This is a genomic window from Paraburkholderia fynbosensis (genome assembly GCF_902859935.1).
GTDB classification, from domain to species: domain Bacteria; phylum Pseudomonadota; class Gammaproteobacteria; order Burkholderiales; family Burkholderiaceae; genus Paraburkholderia; species Paraburkholderia fynbosensis.
In genome coordinates this window covers 355,569-373,381 of the sequence record NZ_CADIKI010000005.1, presented here as the reverse complement: position 1 = coordinate 373,381, position 17,813 = coordinate 355,569, and the positions used below count along the sequence as shown (strand labels likewise).

Sequence of the window (17,813 nt, the reverse complement as noted above, 5' to 3'; positions counted from 1 at the left end):
TTTTCAGGCAGCCTCGTCTCAATGAACCGGCGTCTCTTGCTATGACAACCGATACGCAAAAGCTTTCGTTGTTGAATCTAGCCGGCATGGTTGTGTTTCCCATACTGAAGACGGGACAGCGTTGTCTGCCGCGATCTTTCGTCAGAGTGGCGACGTCGTATCGCGCCTCAGCAAGAATATCGACATGTCAGTCATTGCCTCCCAGGCCGAATGGTTAACTCCGCGTTTGCCGTGACCGGAGCGTTGCTGGCCACTTTCCTTGTGTGGCGACAGGCAGGAAACCTTCAGCCCGAGGAACGGACATGAACAATATAAAGCAGGGTGGAGCAAGCCTCGATAGTCCGAATACGACGCATAGACCTAATTGTTGTAGAGGGCGGGACCGAAGCCATGGCGATCGTCGACACAGAGCCGGAGTGAGGACGCGGTAGCGACCATTGCATGATCTCTCGGATCATGCGCGGCGTATCGGACCTGTCGCGCTCACGAGTATCGGCGGGCGCGAAGGCGCCAGTCATTCCTTCACCTCGCATCGCCTGTCTGATTCGTTGGGCCTGACCTTGGCGCCGGAAGGGCGCCGCAGTCCGCATGGCCGAGGTCTTCGGTGAGGCTTCGATCGGAGCATGGCGGCAGGTGGCAAGTGTCTTCATATCGCGCGCACATGCGACATTGAATCAACCATACCGAGAGGCCTGAATGTCCGCTCACGAAAGCCACCCTGCAGTTGGGTCCTGCGATCTGCATGGGGTAAAGCGGGCGGCGTACCGGTCGCGGTTAGTCATCGTTCTGGTATTCGGACTACTGGGTGCATGTGGGCGGCAGCAGGAGGCCGTGACCGACACCGGGCCGCGCATGGTGCAACTGGTGCCTGTCACGCAGGAAGGGGCGAACGAACTTCGCGAGTTCACCGGCCGCGTCGAGCAGACCAGCATTTCCTCGCTTGCCTTCGAGGTGTCCGGGCGTGTCGTCCAGATCGCCGTGCTCGACGGCGCACGCGTGCGCAAGGGGCAACTGATCGCGAGAATCGATCCTGAGCCCTTTCAACTGGTGGCGCGCCGCGCCGACGCGCAGTACGCCCAGCTTGCCGACGACCTCAAACGCAAGTCTGTGCTGCACGACGAAAACATTCTGTCGGCGGGCGCGTTCGAGCAGTTGAAAACCACGCTGGAAGTCACCAGAGTACAACGAGATCTCGCGCACAGGGACTTGCGCAATACCAGTCTCATCGCACCGTTCGACGGACGGATCGCGCGCCGTATGATCGAAACCCAGCAGATGGTGCAGGCCGGTGCGCCCGTGTTCAATCTGGAGAACGCGGAGCGCATCGAGATCGGCGTCGAGTTGCCGCAAAGCATCGCCGAAAGTCTGCCGCTCAACAGCGGTCTGCGTGCCGAGGCGTGGACGCCGGACCGTCCAGATAACGTGTTGCAGCTGGTCTATCGCGAACATGCCACGCAGAGTTCTGCCGCCGCGAGTTCATACCGGCTGCTGTTCAGCGTCAAACAGCCGAGGAATCTGACGCTGCTGCCGGGCATGGCAGTGCGCGTGCGCATCGGCGTGAACCAGGCACCGGCCGCGAACCTCGCGCTCTCTGTGCCGATCGCCGCGCTTGCTGTCACGCCTGATGGCAAGCACAGGGTATGGCGCTATGACACCGCGTCGAGCAAGGTGCATGCGGTGCCGGTCGATCTACGTGAGATCCGCAATAGCGTCGCTATCGTGGCAGGCGATCTGCATGCGGGGGACAAGGTCGTGGCGGGCGGCTCGCAGTTCGTTGCCGAGGGGCAGGCAGTGCGGCCTCTGGATGTGAATCAATGAACCTCGCGCGCACCCTTATCGAAAAGCCGTTGATCGCATGGGTCATCACGCTCGTCTCGCTGTTCGGCGGACTCTTTGCATACCTCAACATCGGGCGGCTCGAAGATCCGAAATTCACCATCAAGACCGCGGTCGTCGTCACGCTCTATCCCGGCGCCAGCGCGAAGGAGGTGGAGAACGAGGTGACCGACCGGCTTGAAAGCTCGATCCAGCAGATGGAGCAGATCGACTTTCTGCGCTCGCGGTCGATGCCCGGTTATTCGGAAGTCCGTGTCCAGATCCGCGACAGGTACACGTCCGCCGATCTGCCTCAGGTGTGGGACGAGTTGCGCCGGCAGGTGAGCGACGTGCAGCCGCGATTGCCGCCGGGTGCAGGCCCGACGGTCGTGTTCGACAGGTTCGGCGATGTCTATGGGATGTTCTACGCGATCACGGGCAAGGGCTACTCTCAAGCGCAGCTCTACGAATACGCCCGCGAGTTGCGCAAGCAATTGCTGACGTTGCCGGATGTCGCCGATATCGTGATCGCGGGCAACCAGCAGGAGCAGGTCACGGTCGAGGCCGACCAGGCGAAGCTGGCGGCGAACAATCTCTCGACCGACGATCTCGCGCAGACGCTCGCCCTGCAAAACGAAATCCGCTCAGCCGGCCGTGAGCGGGTGGGGGATCTGCTGATGCGGATCGCGCCCACGGGCACGCTGGATTCGCTTGACGCAGTCCGCGCGCTGCCGGTGGGCACGACCGCCGGTCCAGTTCTGCTCGGCGATCTCGGGACCGTGAACTACGGCTACGCGAAGATTCCGAACGCGTTGATCCGGTATAACGGCGAACCCGCACTCACGATCGGCATCAGCGCGCGCGCTCGGGTGAACGTCGTGAACGTCGGTGCGCAAGTGAAGGCGAAAATGCGGGAGCTGGAGCGCGGCCGGCCGCTCGGGATGGAACTGCATGTGCTTTACGATCAGCCGGAAGCCGTCGACGACGCGGTCAAGGGCTTCGTGTTCGACGTGATGCTGGCGGTGGCGATCGTCGGCGTGGCGTTGGGCATCGGCCTTGGTTGGCGCGCGGGCGTGGTGCTCGGCGTCGAACTGTTCCTGACGATTGTCGGCACGCTGTTCGTGATGTATGCGGCGGGTATCGAGTTGCAGCGAATTTCGTTAGGCGCGCTGATCATCGTGATGGGCATGCTGACCGACAACACGATCGTCGTGTGCGAGGGGATGCTTGTGCGCGTGCAGAAGGGCATGTCGCACATTGACGCCGCCAACCAGGTGCTGCAGCAGGGTCAGTGGATTCTGTTGGCTTCGACTATCGTGGGGATTCTCGCGTTTTCGGGCATCGGACTTTCACCGGACGCCGTCGGGGAGTTTTGCGCATCGCTGTTCGCGGTGGCGGCGATCTCGCTGCTGTTCAGTTGGGTGATCGCGATCGGACTGACGCCGCTTTTCGGTTTCTACCTGTTCAAAGCCGACGAGGGCGACCAGCCCAATCCGTTCGACTCGCGGTTGTATCGGCGATACCGGGGCTTGTTAGGCTGGGTGGCGGCACGCCGGGTGCCGGTGGTGGTGTCTCTGGCGGTGCTGACCGGCGTGTGCATGTGGGGATTTCGTTTCGTTGAGCAAAGTTTTTTTCCAAACTCGACGACGCCGATATTCTATGTTGACATGCGTTTGCCGCTTGGCTCCGATATTCGTGCGGTCGCCGAAAAGACCCGTGGCGCGGAGAAGTTCCTGCTCGCGCAAAATGGCGTCGCGAATGTGGGCACTTATATCGGCGGCGGAGCGACGCGCTTCTTTCTCGTCTACGATCCGGAAACCCGCGACCCGAGATACGCGCAATTCATCGTCACGGTCAAGGATCAGCGCGATATTGACGGGATGATCCCGCCGATTACGGCGGAACTCGAGAAGCGCTTCCCCGACGCGACCTGGACGGTGAGCCGGCCGAGCTTCGGTCCGGGCGGCGGCACGCCGATCCAGGCGCGCTTCATGGGCCCGGACCCAGGCGTGCTGCGCACGTTGAGCCGTCAGGCGCAGGCGATCCTGCATAAAGACGGCGGCATGGTCTCGATCCGCGACGACTGGGAAAATCCGGTCAACGTGGTGCGGCCGATATTCGACGACTCGCGCGCCCGCTCCGCCGGTGTGACTCGACGCCAGGTGAACGACGTGCTCGCGTATGCCACCGAGGGCATCACCACCGGTGTCTTCCGCGAGCACGACCAGCTGTTGCCGATCGTCCTGCGCGCGCCGGAGAGCGAACAGGGCATGGAGCGCCTGCTCACGATGCAGGTCTTCAGTGCGGGACAGCAGCGCTACGTGCCGCTGGGCGACGTGCTGGACGGCGTCTCGCCGCAAACGGAAGAGAGCATTGTTTCGCGTAACGACCGGATTCGCACGCTGACCGTCTCGGCCGGCGTCACGTACGGCAGCAACAGCGTGGCGGCGTTCGAGCGCGTGCGGCATTCGATCGAGTCGATTCCGTTGCCGCCCGGTTATACCTTCGAATGGGGCGGCGAACACGAGTCGTCGACGATTGCTCAGGAGAGTCTGTTCCGTCAGTTGCCGATGGGTTTCCTTGGGATGATTCTGCTTGTGCTGTTCATGTTCGGCCGCCTCAAGCCCGCGCTCGTGGTGCTGCTGGTGGTGCCGATGTCGATCTGCGGCGTGACGATCGGCCTGTTGATGTTCCGTGGCGCGTTCGGTTTCATGGCGCTGCTCGGGCTGCTCAGCCTCATCGGCATGATGATCAAGAACGGCGTGGTGCTGGTGGAGGAGATCGATGGTCAGGTATCCGCCGGCGTGCCACGCATGCAGGCGGTGATCTTCGGCTCGATGAGCCGTTTGCGGCCGGTGGCGCTGGCCGCGGGCACGACGATCCTCGGCATGGTGCCGCTGCTATGGGATCCATTCTTCAAGGACATGGCGATCACGATGATGGCGGGGCTGGCGTTCGCAACGGTCCTGACGATGGTCGCGGTGCCCGCGCTCTATGTGCTGCTCTTCTCGATCAAAGGTACGGAGTGGGAAGAAGGCCAGCAACCCGGGGATCAACATGGAAAAACCTGATTACCGGAACCGCGCGATATCGCCATTCGCATTACTTGTTGCACGACGTTTGCCGTTGGCGTCGATCGTCGTGGCGATCGCTTCGGGCTGCACGGGTACGCTGAAACTCGACTCGGCGAAGACGCTTCCGCAGCACTACAACGAAGCGTCGCCAGCACTCGCCGATGCGCACGTCGCGCCCGACGACGCACAGCTGGCGACGTGGTGGACGCAGTTCAACGACCCGGCGCTGACCCAGTTGATCGAGACGGCGATCGCGCACAACTACGATATTTCGATTGCGGCCGCGCGCGTCGATCAGGCGCGCTCAGGCATACGCCTCGCGCGCTCCCAACTGCTGCCTTCAGTGGGCGTGGGCGCTCAGGCTGCGAGTTATCACGGCGGGGAAACCCAGCTAGAGTTTCAGGAGTTTCTCGGGATCAATGATGTCGATGCGAAGTTCTGGCGTATTGGTCTTCAGACGCAATGGGAGATCGACGTATTCGGCCGCGGACGCGCGCGTCTTGCCGCCGCGCGTGCGTCGACGCTCGCAGCGGCGGGCGATGCCGAGGCGGTGCGGCTGAGCGTCATCGGTGCGGTCGCCGATCTGTATATGACTTACCGTGGCTTGTTGCAGCAGCGCGAGTTGCTGGCGCAAAGCCACCAGATCGCCGCAGATTTCGTTGGGATTGCAGAGAAAAGTTTCACGGCCGGCGTGGGGTTGAGCACGAATATCGAGGTGGCTCGGGCAGGGCTTGCGCAGGTCGAGGCGCGACAACAGGATGTCGAGACGGCCATTGCCGCTTCGCAACTGGCGCTCGAGAATCTGTGCGCGGTCCAGCCGGGGGAACTCGCCGCCACGTTGAGCACCGTCAGCGGTTTGCCGAAGCCACTGCCGGAGATCACGCCGGGGCAACCTGTCGATCTGCTGATGCGACGCCCCGATCTGATCGCTGCGCGTGACCGCCTGTTCGCGAGCGTGAAGCAGTCGGATGCCGCGCGTCTGAACTACTGGCCGACATTCTCGCTGAGCGCGATGCTCGCGCGCAACGGCTGGAACATTGCGGGTCAGGGTCTCGGGCCCAGCACATTCTGGCTGTTCGGCGCAGCGACGGCCCTGCCGTTGATCGACTTCGGTGCGCGCGAATCGCAGGTCGAGTCGTCGGATGCGCAGGCGCAACAGGCGTTTCACGCTTATGAAAAAGCCGCATCGGGGGCGCTGTTCGATGTCGAGCAGGCGCTGTCGAGATTGAAGCGGCAGGAACAGTTGCAGCTCGCGCGCAATGAAGAAGTCAAACAACGCACCGAGGTGCTAAGGAAGACGACGCGCCAGTTCACGGTGGGCGATATCGGCGTGATGGATGTCGATCAGGCCCGTCTTGCGTTGCTCGAAAGCCAGGCGACGCTCGTGCGGGAAGAGGTCGGGCAATTGCAGGCTCAGGTTGCATTGTTCCGCGCGATGGGGGGCGGCTGGCAACCGGCGGGCTCTGCGATCAGCGCGTCGCCGCCGTTCCCGGCGCCATCGGCGAGTCAGTAGTTGGGGCGATGTGCCGGCAAAAACCCATAGGTTGCCGGGCGTGACGATTCGCGTGAAAACGTCGTTGCCGTGATGCCACGATAGCGGCGTTCTCTCTGATTGGTCGAATCGACCGAGGGCGGCCTAATGTTGCCCGCCTCGGATGGCGTGCCCTTGTTGCGGTGCCGATGCGGACATCGCAGCCGTGGCGCGATCACGCGATTGCTGCACGGACTGGTTGCGCTCGGCTCTGGCTTGGGCTTGCTGCTGTTGGGCCTGCTTCCTCGTCTTGGCATTCGCCTCGCGTTGCTTGCGGTTGGCTTCGCGAACCTCCATCCGCTTCTGGACGATCGGGTCGCACTCATTCTGAAATGTCAAATAGGCGTTGCATATCGCAAGCTATGCGCTGGAGCAGAGGGTGCAGGAAGGCCCGTCTTCTCCAGAAGAGTTCATTGTTTGTCGATGCACCGTACGGCGCATTCCGCTAGCGGATTCGCAAAGACTCGCCGTCTCGTGTGGTGGTCACGTGAAGTGATGCAGGAGGACTTCAATGGGCGCTCGCGATAAGAACAGCTCTTTGCTTTTCCCCGCAAGATTGGCGGAGGATGAGTGCAAACCAACTGACCATATCGCTGCAGATATCCTATGATGCCTAGAGGCGCGACGCTGAAGAAAAGACACTTCAGGCGTGTGCAAACGGGCCTCTCTGAAGCGGCTCTTCAACGACGACGACGAGGACATTCCCGACTACAACAAACACCGCCTGATCGAGAGAACCGGTTTGACGTTGCACGCCGGCTGGCCAGCATGATGCGACGAACCGATTCGCCTCTTCCGGTGCAATAGAAAACGCACTTCGGGAGGACTAGCGCTGTAGCGCTCAGAGAGGAGCGCAATGCTCACCCGCGCTGGTCCACTTCTAAAAGAACCCCAGCTCCTTGAATGGTGAACAATGGCGTCACAGGTCGAGCCGAAACTGTCGTTGCCCGCATTGACCGCGATGGTCGTCGGATCAATGGTGGGCGCAGGGATCTTTTCGCTGCCGCGTAACTTCGCGCGCGCGACCGGGCCGGTCGGCGCGATCATCGCATGGTGCATCGCGGGCATCGGCATGTATGCATTGGCGCGCGTTTTCCAGGCGTTGGCGCAACGGCGGCCCGAACTCGACGCCGGCGTGTTCGCGTACGCGAGAGCGGGCTTCGGCGACTATGCGGGCTTTCTCTCCGCATTCGGCTACTGGATGGCAGGGTGCTTCGGCAATGTCTCGTACTGGGTGCTGATCAAATCGACGCTGGGCGCATTCGTCCCGGCATTCGGCGATGGCAATACGGCGACTGCGATCGCAGTGTCGTCGGTCGGCATATGGCTGTTCCACTTCGTGATGTTGCGAGGCGTAAAGCAGGCCACGATGATCAACACCATCGTGACGGTGGCGAAAGTCATTCCGATTATCGTGTTCATCGGCATATTGATCGTCCTGTTCCGCGCCGACATGTTCCACGCGAACTTCTGGGAAAGCGGCGATGCGCTCTCGACAGGACTGTTCTCGCAAGTCCGCGCGACCATGCTCGTCACCGTGTTCGTATTCGTCGGCATCGAGGGCGCAAGCGTGTATTCACGTTATGCCAGGCAACGTTCGCATGTCGGCGCCGCGACGCTCTACGGCTTCGCGGCCGTCCTGTGTCTGCTGGTGATGGTGACGCTGCTGCCCTACGCGACCTTGCCGCGCGCGGACATCGCCGTGATGCGGCAGCCGTCGATGGCGGCGGTGCTGGGCGCACTGCTGGGTCCGTTCGGCACGGTCTTTATCGGCGCCGGCCTGATCATTTCGATTCTCGGCGCGTACCTCGCTTGGTCGCTCATTTGCGCCGAAGTGCTGTTTGCCGCAGCACGCATGGGCACGATGCCGCGCATCTTCGCCAAGCAGAACGAGCGCCAATTGCCGGTCGCCGCGATCTGCTTGACCAGCACCGTGGTGCAACTATTCGTGATCAGCACGTATTGGTCGACGGATGCGTTTTCGCTGATGATCAACCTCACCAGTTCGATGGCGCTGATTCCGTATTTTCTGGTCGCGGCTTTCGGCATCAAGGCCGCGCGTCACGATATCGAACAGGGTGGCGAGCAGCACAGCGTATTGCGCCGGGAATACTTCATTGCCGCTTTCGCCACGCTGTATACGGCATTCCTGTTATTTGCGGGCGGCGCCAAATTCCTGATGATGTCGGCGATGCTCTATGCGCCTGGCACCGTGCTGTTCATCCTCGCCAGACGGGAGCGCCGTGTGCCGGTGTTCATTAGAACCGAGTGGATCATTTTCGCGGTGGCGGTGTGTGGTGCTATCGCCGCGCTGGTCGGTCTGATAACCGGAGCGATCGTGATCTGAGCTACCGGGTTGTCGTAGTCGTGCCGCACGGCATGTCATGTCCGGCAATCGAAAGTCGGTTGAGGCTTGCCGATGTCTGCGCTATGCGGGAACGCCCTCACTCGGAAACGTATCGCACTTCATCGTGTTGTCCATCCGTTCTCGCGACGAGAGCATCGCGCTTGCCACGACAATCGCGGGCTATTCGCTGCCCGTGCTAAGGACGATCAAGGAGTCGGGCGATCGCAAGTACGAGAGTTCGCTGATCGAGGGCATAGGCGGCGAGGCTCCAACGGCTGGACAAATATAAGCTCAGTTATGCAACTAACCGTCTGTGTTTATTTCGCCACCACAAACATAAGGGAGGCCTTAGCGGCGGATTTTCGCACTGCGGCAATGCCAGCTTCCCAGAATGGATGGCGTCAGTAGCTGCCTGAGCACGACTCTCCTGTTCCGTTGAGGCAATCCGGCGCATTGGCGTACCGTTAGTTATACGTTGTCGTATATCTGTTAGCGGCGCCGTCCGTTCACACCGATTGAGCGACGGACTGGCTGAGAACCCAAGGAAATAACGAAAGCTCTGTTAAGATTTCGCTGACTTCCTCGGGTAAATACTACTTTGCGTAGCCCAGCTAGCACTCTTAAACTGCCAGACGATGTACGACGACATACGAGGTTTGGGATGCTACCGCACCACGTCCCGACCTTCGAGTCGCCGCGAAACTAACCGTCCAGCCCGGCGCAAAGCCCACCCGCATCACCAGGCCCGGAAGCTCCTGCAGTCATCAAAAAGCCGCGCTCCCGTTCCAGGCCAACGCATGCGTTCAGGCGCAGTCCACCGACCGGGCCACGTGAGGAGAAAAGCCATGAAGTCGCGATACCGTTGGGTGGTTGCCGCGCTGCTGTTCTTTGCCGGCATGCTGAATTATCTGGATCGCGCCGCGTTATCCGTGGTCGCGCCGATCATCAAGGCGGACTTGCACATCAACGACGCGCAAATGGGTCTGCTCTTCAGCAGCTTCTTTATCGGCTACTGCGTGTTCTGCTTCGTCGGCGGTTGGGCTGCCGACAGATTCGGCCCGCGTAAAGTCTTCATGCTTGCGGCGGGGTTCTGGTCCGCGTTTTGTGGGGCAACCGCGTTCGCCAGCAACTTCGCCACGCTCATGGTCGCGCGGGTCGCGTTCGGTGTCGCCGAAGGGCCCATGGGCACCACGACCAACAAGTCCATTTCCAACTGGTTTCCGCGCAGTGAAGCGGGCAGGGCGGTTGGTCTCACCAATGCCGGGCAACCGCTTGGCGCGGCCGTCGCGGCGCCGATCGTCGGGCTGGTTGCGCTGCAATTCAGCTGGCGCGTCTCGTTCGCGGTGATCGCGGTACTCGGTTTCGTCTGGATGGCGTTCTGGTGGCGCTGCTTTCGCGATCAGCCGGATGAACATCCGTCGGTATCGAAGCAAGAGGCTCAATGGATTGCCGCCGGTCGTCAACCGACGCCTTCGAGCTCTACTGGCGCGGCCGCCACGTCGCATGGTGTCTTCCACTATCTGCTTTCGCTGCCGGTGCTCGGCGTCGCGATGGCGTTCTTCGCGTTTAACTACGTGTTGTACTTTTTTCTTTCGTGGTTGCCGAGCTACCTGACCGACTACCAGCATCTGGATATCAAGCACATGAGCTTGGTCGGTATTCTGCCGTGGCTGGGCGCGACGCTCGGCTTCGTGCTGGGCGGCATGATCTCGGACGGACTCTACAAGCGCACGGGCAACGTTCTCTTTGCGCGCAAGACCGTGATCATGATGGGCCTCGGCATGGCGGCGATCTGCGTGATGCTCGTCTCGCGCGTGAGTTCGCTCGTGCCTGCCGTCACGCTGATCGCGGTTGCGAGCCTCTTCGCCTTCATGACGCCGCAGGCCTGCTGGTCGCTGCTGCAGGACATCGTGCCGCGCGAGCGAATCGGGGCGACCGGCGGCTTCGTGCATTTGCTCGCGAATCTCGCGGGCATTCTCTCGCCGAGCATCACTGGTTTCATGATTCAGTACGGCGCGGGGTATTCGTCGGCGTTCGTCGTCGCGAGTGCGCTCGCGGCGCTTGGGCTGGTTGCCTTGGCGCTTACGGTACGTGAGCGGAACGTGGCGCGGCTGCGTAGCGCGCCGGTGTGAACACGCGAGGAGCGCCGGGTTCTGGCTCAGCGTTTCGTGGTGTCGACGAGTCGAGGACCACGAACGCCGGGCCAGTCGATTGGGCAGTTGAGATCGTCGACGAACCGAAGGCTCGTCTCAGGGCTCGGCGTTTCACTCGCAGCGAAGTCAGCGTCCTTTGCGCGCAATCGCACGCGCCACCTCTCACGCTTTACTGACTTCTTCAGGCGCGTCCGCGCGATAGTTCAGTCTCTGCGACAACTCGGCCGGCGCCTGCTTCACCTGGGCGACGAGGCCCTGGTCGAACATCGCCTTCTCGAGAAACGGTTTGGCAATCGTCAGTGTCACCGCGGCGACGATCATTCGGGTTTCGTCGCGCACCGGTGCGCTGATCACAGAGATGTCGGGTTCGAACGACGACTCACTGACCGCACAGCCTTCCGCCGCATACTTTTGCGCGCGCTGATAAACTTCCTTCGCGGTACGAGGGGTATGCGGCGTGTAGGTCGGCAGCATTGGCTCGGGGAAAAGCGCTTCGATTTCCGCCTCGGAAAGGTCGCCCATCAGCACATGTCAATTCTGGCGCGCTGATCAAAACAAATACGTTGTTCGATCGTTAGGCCTATGTCGGCATTGATGGGCCCTATGGAACGCTCAAGTTCGGGCGGCAATCGGATCTGATGGACGATGTTGCGATTCGCTACTCGAACGCATTCTGGAATCGCAACCTCCATAGCTTCTACGCAGGACTGCGGATAGAAACTGGTGCCCAGGGCGGGATTTGAACCCGCACGCCTTTCGGCGCTACCCCCTCAAGATAGTGCGTCTACCAATTTCGCCACCTGGGCAAGGGGGCGCCATTGTAGCGGGCGAATCATCTTTTGTGAATGCCCGCATCTTTATCCGCCGATGGGATGTGAACGACCGTTGTTCAGACGTACGATGCCAGGTGAACTCAAACGCCGCCACGCAGATCGTAGCCGCTAACGCGCGGCTTCAATACCACCGCACGCGCGCAAAATCGCGTGCGACAACGGACGCCGCATGCCCATCCATCTTCACAGATAGCTGCAAACGTAATCGAGCGTTTCGATTACGTCGATATCGAAGCGGCTCTTGCCGGGCACCGAGAACGACTCGCCCGCGCGATACGTCTTCCACTCGTCGCTGCCTTCGAGGCGGATGCGGCACTGGCCGGCCTGCACTTCCATCAGTTCCGGCGCGTCGGTGCCGAAGTTGAGCGTGCCCGGCAGAATCACGCCGAGCGTCTTTCGCGAGCCATCGGCGAAGAGCACGGTGTGCGAGACACACTTGCCATCGAAATAGACGTTGGCTCGTTTGATAATGGAAACCTGATCGAATTGCGTTGCGGCCGTCATGGCGAGTCTTCCTCCGGGTCGTCGTGAATGGATAGGTTGGCACCGTGGAACCGCGGCGGGCGGTGCGCGATCTGCTGCGGGCCGACCGCGCGGGCTTTCGCTCCGGCGCGAGCCCGCCATCATACAGCTTGTCGGCGACGCCAACCGCGGCCCGGCATGCAGCGGCGCTTGTCGTTGGCGAGCCTGCAATCTGCTCGTACCAGAGCACCGAGCGCGTGCGTTCAGATTGCGCAGCCGAGGGGGCGCATCGTGCCAACAACACCCTCGGCCAGCAAAGCGTTCACTTGCGCGGCAAACAGCATCACCGCGGTCATCGCATGCGTAATCATTCAGTGTCCCAATACGCAGATCATCCGCGCGACCGGCTGGACGGCGGGGAACTGAAATCGATCTGAATGCGACGCGACGTCACGAGTGGAGTGCAACAAGGGTCGGCAACGAGGATACGGCGCAGCGTCACTGTGAACGCTGCTGCGCCTGTTCGCGCAGCGCAAGGAATTGCAGCAGCATGATGGTCTTCGCATCGACGATGTCGCCACGGCGCATGCCTTCCAAGGCTTCTTCCAGCGCCAGTTCGACGACCTCGATGTCTTCGCCTTCGGTTTGCACTCCGCCGCCGTTGCCGACCCGCGTCCCGGCATCGTATTCGGCGATGAAAAAGTACAGCTTCTCCGTCACGGAGCCGGGGCTCATATAAGCTTCGAAGACTTTCTGCACGTGTTGCACGCGGTAGCCGGTTTCTTCCTCCACCTCGGCGCGAATGCGTTCTTCCGGCGACGCCTTCTCGAGCAGACCCGCCGCGGCTTCCAGCATCATTCCGTCGTGACCGTTGACGAACGCGGGCAAGCGGAATTGCCGGGTCAGCACCACGGTCTTTCTCGCACGGTTGAACAGTAGCAGCGTCGCGCCGTTGCCCCGGTCGTACGTTTCGCGCGTTTGACGTTGCCACGTGCCGTCGCGCCGCAGGAATTCGAACGTTGTTTTCTTCAGTACGTACCAGTCGTCGGACAGCACGGTCGTATCGATGATGCGTACACGGTCCTGCGTGGCTGCCATGGCCGGCTCCTGCTGGTTCGATAGTGGCATTGATGATATCGTGCATATTCGTGTAATATCAAGAAGAAACGTGCAAAGCCATGTTGACCAGCCAACGTAAGAAAACCATCCTCGAATGGCTTGCCCGTGACGGGCAGGTGCTCGCGGCGCCGCTCGCCGTGCAGTTCGGCGTGTCGGAGGACACCATACGGCGCGACTTGCGCGAACTCGCCGCCGAGGGTTCGCTGCAGCGGGTGCACGGCGGCGCCCTGCCCGCGTCGCCGGCTGTCGCTTCTTTTTCAAAGCGGCGCACGCTGGAATCCTCGGGCAAACGCGCGATCGGCATGGCCGCGGCAGCCATGATCGAGCCAGGACAGATCGTGATCATCGACGGCGGGACGACCTGCGCCGAACTCGTCAGGCACATCCCGTCCTCGCTGGCGGCGACGGTCGTGACGCACAGTCCCACGATTGCCGTCGCGCTGGCCGAACACCCGTCGATCGAAGTGATCGTGATCGGCGGCAGGCTCTATAAACATTCGATCGTGACCGTGGGCGCAGGCGCCATCGAGGCGATGTCGCATATCCACGCCGACCTCTACTTCATGGGCGTGACCGGTGTTCATCCGACGGCGGGACTCAGCACCGGTGATCTTGAAGAGGCCTACGTGAAACGCGCGCTTGCCGCGCGTTCGGCGGAGACCGTCGTTCTTGCGACCACGGAAAAGCTCAACGCGGCGTCGGCCTATGTCATCGGCGACGTGACGCTTGCACAGACCGTGGTGGTCGAGCGCTCGACCGATGCGGGGTTGATCGCGCCACTGGAGGCCGCTGGCGTAAGCGTGGTTCGTGCGTGACGTCCAATGCGTGCGATGCGTGACCGTTCTTCTTGGCAAGCAAACGCGCGAGCGCTTCCGGCACACAGCTATAATCGCGCTCGAACGTGGCTTGAGAGGTTTGACTCGTGAAAAAGATCGCTGCTTCTGTGCTTGTTGCGCTTGTACTCGCCGGTTGCTCGTCGCCTGAAAAGCAGGCGAAGCAAGCCGAGCAATTTCTCCATAACGAAACCGGCCTGGCTGCTGCTCAGCGCAATGCGACCGTCAATTGCGATGCACAGAACTGCGACGCGGCGTGGGCGCTGACCAAACGCTACATCGAACAGCATTCCGACACGCATGTGACACGCGCGGACGCGGTCGCGATCGAAACCGGCGTGCCCTCTGGCTCGGGTGATGCCGCCTTCTCGGCGAGCCGCGATGCGAAAGACGCGGGCGCGACGCTCACGCTCTTTGCACAGTGCCGCGGCATGTACGGACCGGACGGCGCGAAGGGTTCGGACTATGACGAGTGCGCCGAGAAGATCCTCAAGACGCAGAATGGTTATGTGGCGTTTCTGCGCGCGCATACGGCGGGGCAATAAGCGATAATTTACTCTCTGCTCTCACGCGATGAGCGCGCTTCGTTCCATCCCAATTCGCTCATGAATTAATCCCCGCTTTCCAGCGCATATTCATTGCGCGTTGCCGGCCGATTCTTTTTCATCGGAAGCCGAAGATACGGCGGCGATCACGCGCAATTCCCAGGCGGTGCCTGCGTGACGTACCTCAACGTGAAGCACTGCGCTCAATGGTGGACGCAGGGCGACACGCCGAGCAAGGGTGGTTTCCGGGTCAAATCGAACTGAACGCGGATGCTTGGTAGCTTGCATCACCTTGCTAAAGGTTCTTCACCCGACGTTCTGCCGCAGCGACGCCCGGGCTCGTTCACGAGCACTAGCTCTTCTCCAGATCACGCGCCTGCTCATCGAGTTCGCGCAAACGAACGAGCTTCTCGCCGATCCTGCTTTCGAGGCCCCGTGGCACCGGCTGATACCATCGCTGCTCGGGCATGTCCTCCGGAAAGTACTTTTCTCCCGCTGCGTACGCATCCGGTTCGTCATGCGCGTAGCGGTAGTCCTTCTTGTAGCCGAGGTCCTTCATCAGTTGCGTCGGCGCATTGCGCAAATGCAGCGGAACCGCGCGCGTGCGGTCGGCGCGCACGAACGTCAACGCCTGATGCCATGCCACGCTGACCGCATTCGACTTCGGCGCCACCGCGATGTAGACGAGGGCTTGCGCCAACGCAAGTTCGCCCTCGGGCGAGCCGAGGCGTTCATACGCTTGAGCGGCGTTCACGGCAACTTCCAATGCTCGCGGGTCCGCGTTGCCGACTTCTTCGCTCGCCAGAATGATGATGCGACGGGCGAGATAACGAACGTCGACACCGCCATCGATCATGCGCGCCATCCAGTACAGCGCGGCATCCGGATCGGAGCCGCGGGCCGATTTGATCAGCGCCGATATCTGGTCATAGAACGCTTCGCCGCCTTTGTCGAATCGTCGCGTGGTGTTGGCCGACGCCGTGCCGACGAAGTCGCTGTCGATGTGTTTGATGCGTGCCGCCGTTGCCGCGTTGTCGCCGTCGGCGAATCCGATGATCGCGTCGACGGCGGCGTCCTCGAACGCCAGTTCGCCCAAACGGGGACGGGCGCGCGCAAACAGCTCCCACAACTCGCGATCGGATAACGGCTTGAGCACATATACCTGTGCGCGCGACAGCAGCGCACTGTTGACCTCGAAACTCGGGTTCTCCGTCGTCGCGCCAATCAGCGTGAGGCGGCCCACTTCCACGTGAGGAAGCAGCGCGTCCTGCTGACTCTTGTTGAGCCGATGAATTTCATCGAGGAACAGGACGGTCGATCGGCCATGGTGGTCGAGCACCTGCTGCGCGTGCGCGGCGGCCTCCCTGAGTTCCTTGACGCCGGCGGCGACCGCCGATTCGGCGATGAACTCATAATCGAACGCCTTCGCGGCAAGCCGCGCGATCGTCGTTTTGCCCACACCGGGCGGACCCCAGAGAATGAACGAGTGCAGCCGGTTCGAATCGAGCGCGAGCCGCAGCGGCTTGCCTGCGCCCAGCAGATGGGACTGACCCACGACTTCGTCGAGCGACGCGGGGCGAAGTTGTTCGGCAAGGGGCGCACGTGGGGCGGAGCTGAAGAGGTCGGTCATGTCGCGGTAGCGTGCAGCGTGGGCGCCGGAGCGCAGATCGATGGTTTCGAAACGGGAGTGGGCGGGATTTCTGCGGTTTCTGAATTCTACGCATACCTGTGCGGGCCGTCATTGGCTGCGTTGGACGCTGGTCGCCGAATGGTAAGTGAGGCCGTTGCCAAGGGAGCAGGTGGAGACAGTGCAGTCAGAAAAGGCCTTCACGGATTTGACTCCGTTCCTCTCCCATCGGTGATCTGAGGCGAGGCGCGAAGCTCAGGATTCTGAGTTGCAAACCACAGCAGCGCGGCGCCCCCGAAACGCCGTGCGAACTCGTCGTCTCGAGAGGAACGGCGTCAACGAGGCACGCGCCGACTGCATGCGGCGAAGACCTGGCGCGTGATTCCCGGCAGTTGCTGACAGCGTTTGCTCGGAACCCTCGTTCAACCTGATTCGTCGTGATACGAACGTTGACCTAAGGTTCTCTTAAGGAAGTGGCTCACATAGTCTGGCAATTCGCAGATCGCCCTGCCGCGCAGGCCGACAGCCTTACCGACCACTTCCGACGACCCAGGCGCTTCGGGCTGCCCGTCTTGTGTTGCAACTACGTCCATGAACATTCACCGAATTCTGGAACGAGCCGGATTGCGACCCACGTTCCCACGTGTGCTGGTGCTGGAGTTCTTTCAGCAGCATGCCCACGAACACTTCAGCGCCGAACAGCTTTACAAGCGCCTGAACGAGAACATGCGCAATCTGAGTCTGGGCACCCTCTACCGGGCGCTCGGTTTGCTGGTCGACGCGAAATTGCTGTCGAGTGTCGCATTCGGTGACGGCCGTCTGGTTTATGAACTGAACGACGGCACGCGGCACGATCACCTGGTGTGCACGGCCTGCGGCTGCATTCATGAGTTTTTCGATGCCGAGATCGAGGCGCGGCAGACGGCGGTGGCGGACAACTTTGAGTTCGACGTGTCGGAACGGCAACTGGTGGTGTTCGGTCTTTGCGCCGAATGCAGAAAGGGCTAGGTGCGCGCGAGGACGGTGGTCAGGCGATAGCATATCCAGATGGTTGACAGGAAGCGGGTAACCCGTTGAACTGCGGTTTCGATTCGACGACTGCGGAGTAAGCCGATGACCCTTCTGAACGCCATACCGATTTTGCGCATGTTCTCCATCGAGAGGACATACGAGTTCTATCTGACCTACCTTGGCTTCGAACTCGACTGGGAACATCGGTTTGCCGACGATTTACCGTTGTATGCGCAGATCAGGCGCGACTCTGTCATCCTGCATCTGAGCGAGCATCACGGCGACAGTACGCCGGGATCAGCCGTATTCCTGCCGCTCGACGACATCGAGTCGTTGCACGGCGAGTTGCACGGCAAGCAGTATTCGTATGCAAGGCCCGGCATCGAGGAAGTCGGTTGGGGCCGGCAAATGCAAATCACGGACCCGTCCGGGAATCGGTTGCGCTTTTGTCAGTTTTCGTAGA

Annotated in this window: 14 protein-coding genes and 1 tRNA gene; 10 read left to right on the top strand and 5 right to left on the bottom strand. The window is 61.4% G+C overall.

Annotation, left to right across the window (positions count from 1 at the left end):
* Positions 1-831 precede the first annotated feature (831 nt).
* From HV770_RS11285 to HV770_RS11265, 5 genes are all read left to right on the top strand, one after another.
* Entirely contained in the window at positions 832-1,818 is a 987-nt protein-coding gene (locus HV770_RS11285) for an efflux RND transporter periplasmic adaptor subunit (protein ID WP_246290843.1), read from the top strand.
* Positions 1,815-4,886 (top strand): efflux RND transporter permease subunit, encoded by a 3,072-nt coding sequence (locus HV770_RS11280; RefSeq protein WP_175159517.1) that lies wholly within the window; start codon positions 1,815-1,817, stop codon positions 4,884-4,886. The genes HV770_RS11285 and HV770_RS11280 overlap by 4 nt, the downstream gene beginning before the upstream one ends.
* Positions 4,873-6,402, top strand: a complete 1,530-nt coding sequence (locus HV770_RS11275) for an efflux transporter outer membrane subunit (RefSeq protein WP_175159516.1) — start codon at positions 4,873-4,875, stop codon at positions 6,400-6,402. Before HV770_RS11280 ends, HV770_RS11275 begins: the two co-directional genes overlap by 14 nt.
* 931 nt (positions 6,403-7,333) lie before the next feature.
* Positions 7,334-8,767 (top strand): basic amino acid/polyamine antiporter, encoded by a 1,434-nt coding sequence (locus tag HV770_RS11270; RefSeq protein WP_175159514.1) that lies wholly within the window; start codon positions 7,334-7,336, stop codon positions 8,765-8,767.
* 845 nt (positions 8,768-9,612) lie between these two features.
* A complete protein-coding gene (locus tag HV770_RS11265; RefSeq protein WP_175159512.1) occupies positions 9,613-10,899 on the top strand; it encodes an MFS transporter in 1,287 nt (428 codons plus the stop codon).
* 183 nt (positions 10,900-11,082) lie between these two features.
* Here the strand turns inward: HV770_RS11265 and HV770_RS11260 are convergent, their stop codons facing one another.
* From HV770_RS11260 to ppnP, 3 genes are all read right to left on the bottom strand, one after another.
* Entirely contained in the window at positions 11,083-11,442 is a 360-nt protein-coding gene (locus HV770_RS11260; protein WP_175159510.1) for an IclR family transcriptional regulator domain-containing protein, read from the bottom strand.
* Positions 11,443-11,641: 199 nt separating this feature from the next.
* Positions 11,642-11,726: transfer RNA gene (locus HV770_RS11255), tRNA-Leu, on the bottom strand.
* Between the two features lie 210 nt (positions 11,727-11,936).
* Positions 11,937-12,257: a pyrimidine/purine nucleoside phosphorylase gene (ppnP, locus tag HV770_RS11250; protein WP_175159508.1), complete on the bottom strand. Its 321-nt coding sequence runs from the start codon at positions 12,255-12,257 to the stop codon at positions 11,937-11,939.
* A gap of 62 nt (positions 12,258-12,319) precedes the next feature.
* Between ppnP and HV770_RS11245 the strand changes: the two genes are divergently transcribed.
* Complete coding sequence (locus HV770_RS11245; protein ID WP_175159507.1) at positions 12,320-12,652, top strand: hypothetical protein; 333 nt, start codon at positions 12,320-12,322, stop codon at positions 12,650-12,652.
* Between the two features lie 61 nt (positions 12,653-12,713).
* Here HV770_RS11245 and HV770_RS11240 read toward each other — a convergent pair whose 3' ends face one another.
* Positions 12,714-13,313 (bottom strand): NUDIX domain-containing protein, encoded by a 600-nt coding sequence (locus HV770_RS11240; protein ID WP_121324616.1) that lies wholly within the window; start codon positions 13,311-13,313, stop codon positions 12,714-12,716.
* Between the two features lie 80 nt (positions 13,314-13,393).
* Here HV770_RS11240 and HV770_RS11235 point away from each other — a divergent pair, with 80 nt between their 5' ends.
* Both HV770_RS11235 and HV770_RS11230 read left to right on the top strand, forming a co-directional pair.
* Positions 13,394-14,149: a DeoR/GlpR family DNA-binding transcription regulator gene (locus tag HV770_RS11235; protein WP_175159505.1), complete on the top strand. Its 756-nt coding sequence runs from the start codon at positions 13,394-13,396 to the stop codon at positions 14,147-14,149.
* A 107-nt stretch (positions 14,150-14,256) separates the two neighbouring features.
* The gene (locus HV770_RS11230) at positions 14,257-14,712 is read left to right on the top strand and encodes an META domain-containing protein (protein WP_175159503.1); all 456 of its coding nucleotides are present in this window, start codon (positions 14,257-14,259) and stop codon (positions 14,710-14,712) included.
* Positions 14,713-15,064: 352 nt separating this feature from the next.
* Here the strand turns inward: HV770_RS11230 and HV770_RS11225 are convergent, their stop codons facing one another.
* Positions 15,065-16,342: a replication-associated recombination protein A gene (locus HV770_RS11225; protein WP_175159501.1), complete on the bottom strand. Its 1,278-nt coding sequence runs from the start codon at positions 16,340-16,342 to the stop codon at positions 15,065-15,067.
* Positions 16,343-16,963: 621 nt separating this feature from the next.
* Here HV770_RS11225 and HV770_RS11220 point away from each other — a divergent pair.
* Together HV770_RS11220 and HV770_RS11215 are read left to right on the top strand one after the other, a co-directional pair.
* On the top strand, positions 16,964-17,347 hold the full coding sequence (locus HV770_RS11220) for a Fur family transcriptional regulator (RefSeq protein WP_217468594.1): 384 nt from the start codon (positions 16,964-16,966) through the stop codon (positions 17,345-17,347).
* Between the two features lie 105 nt (positions 17,348-17,452).
* Complete coding sequence (locus HV770_RS11215) at positions 17,453-17,812, top strand: glyoxalase superfamily protein (protein ID WP_175159496.1); 360 nt, start codon at positions 17,453-17,455, stop codon at positions 17,810-17,812.
* Position 17,813 lies beyond the last annotated feature (1 nt).

Bases quoted from the DNA above. Each gene is read 5' to 3' on its own strand.
- HV770_RS11225 (WP_175159501.1), bottom strand. From the start codon at position 16,342: ATGACCGACCTCTTCAGCTCCGCCCCACGTGCGCCCCTTGCCGAACAA.
- HV770_RS11215 (WP_175159496.1), top strand. From the start codon at position 17,453: ATGACCCTTCTGAACGCCATACCGATTTTGCGCATGTTCTCCATCGAG.
- HV770_RS11260 (WP_175159510.1), bottom strand. From the start codon at position 11,442: ATGGGCGACCTTTCCGAGGCGGAAATCGAAGCGCTTTTCCCCGAGCCA.
- HV770_RS11240 (WP_121324616.1), bottom strand. From the start codon at position 13,313: ATGGCAGCCACGCAGGACCGTGTACGCATCATCGATACGACCGTGCTG.
- HV770_RS11235 (WP_175159505.1), top strand. From the start codon at position 13,394: ATGTTGACCAGCCAACGTAAGAAAACCATCCTCGAATGGCTTGCCCGT.
- HV770_RS11270 (WP_175159514.1), top strand. From the start codon at position 7,334: ATGGCGTCACAGGTCGAGCCGAAACTGTCGTTGCCCGCATTGACCGCG.
- HV770_RS11265 (WP_175159512.1), top strand. From the start codon at position 9,613: ATGAAGTCGCGATACCGTTGGGTGGTTGCCGCGCTGCTGTTCTTTGCC.
- ppnP (WP_175159508.1), bottom strand. From the start codon at position 12,257: ATGACGGCCGCAACGCAATTCGATCAGGTTTCCATTATCAAACGAGCC.
- HV770_RS11275 (WP_175159516.1), top strand. From the start codon at position 4,873: ATGGAAAAACCTGATTACCGGAACCGCGCGATATCGCCATTCGCATTA.
- HV770_RS11280 (WP_175159517.1), top strand. From the start codon at position 1,815: ATGAACCTCGCGCGCACCCTTATCGAAAAGCCGTTGATCGCATGGGTC.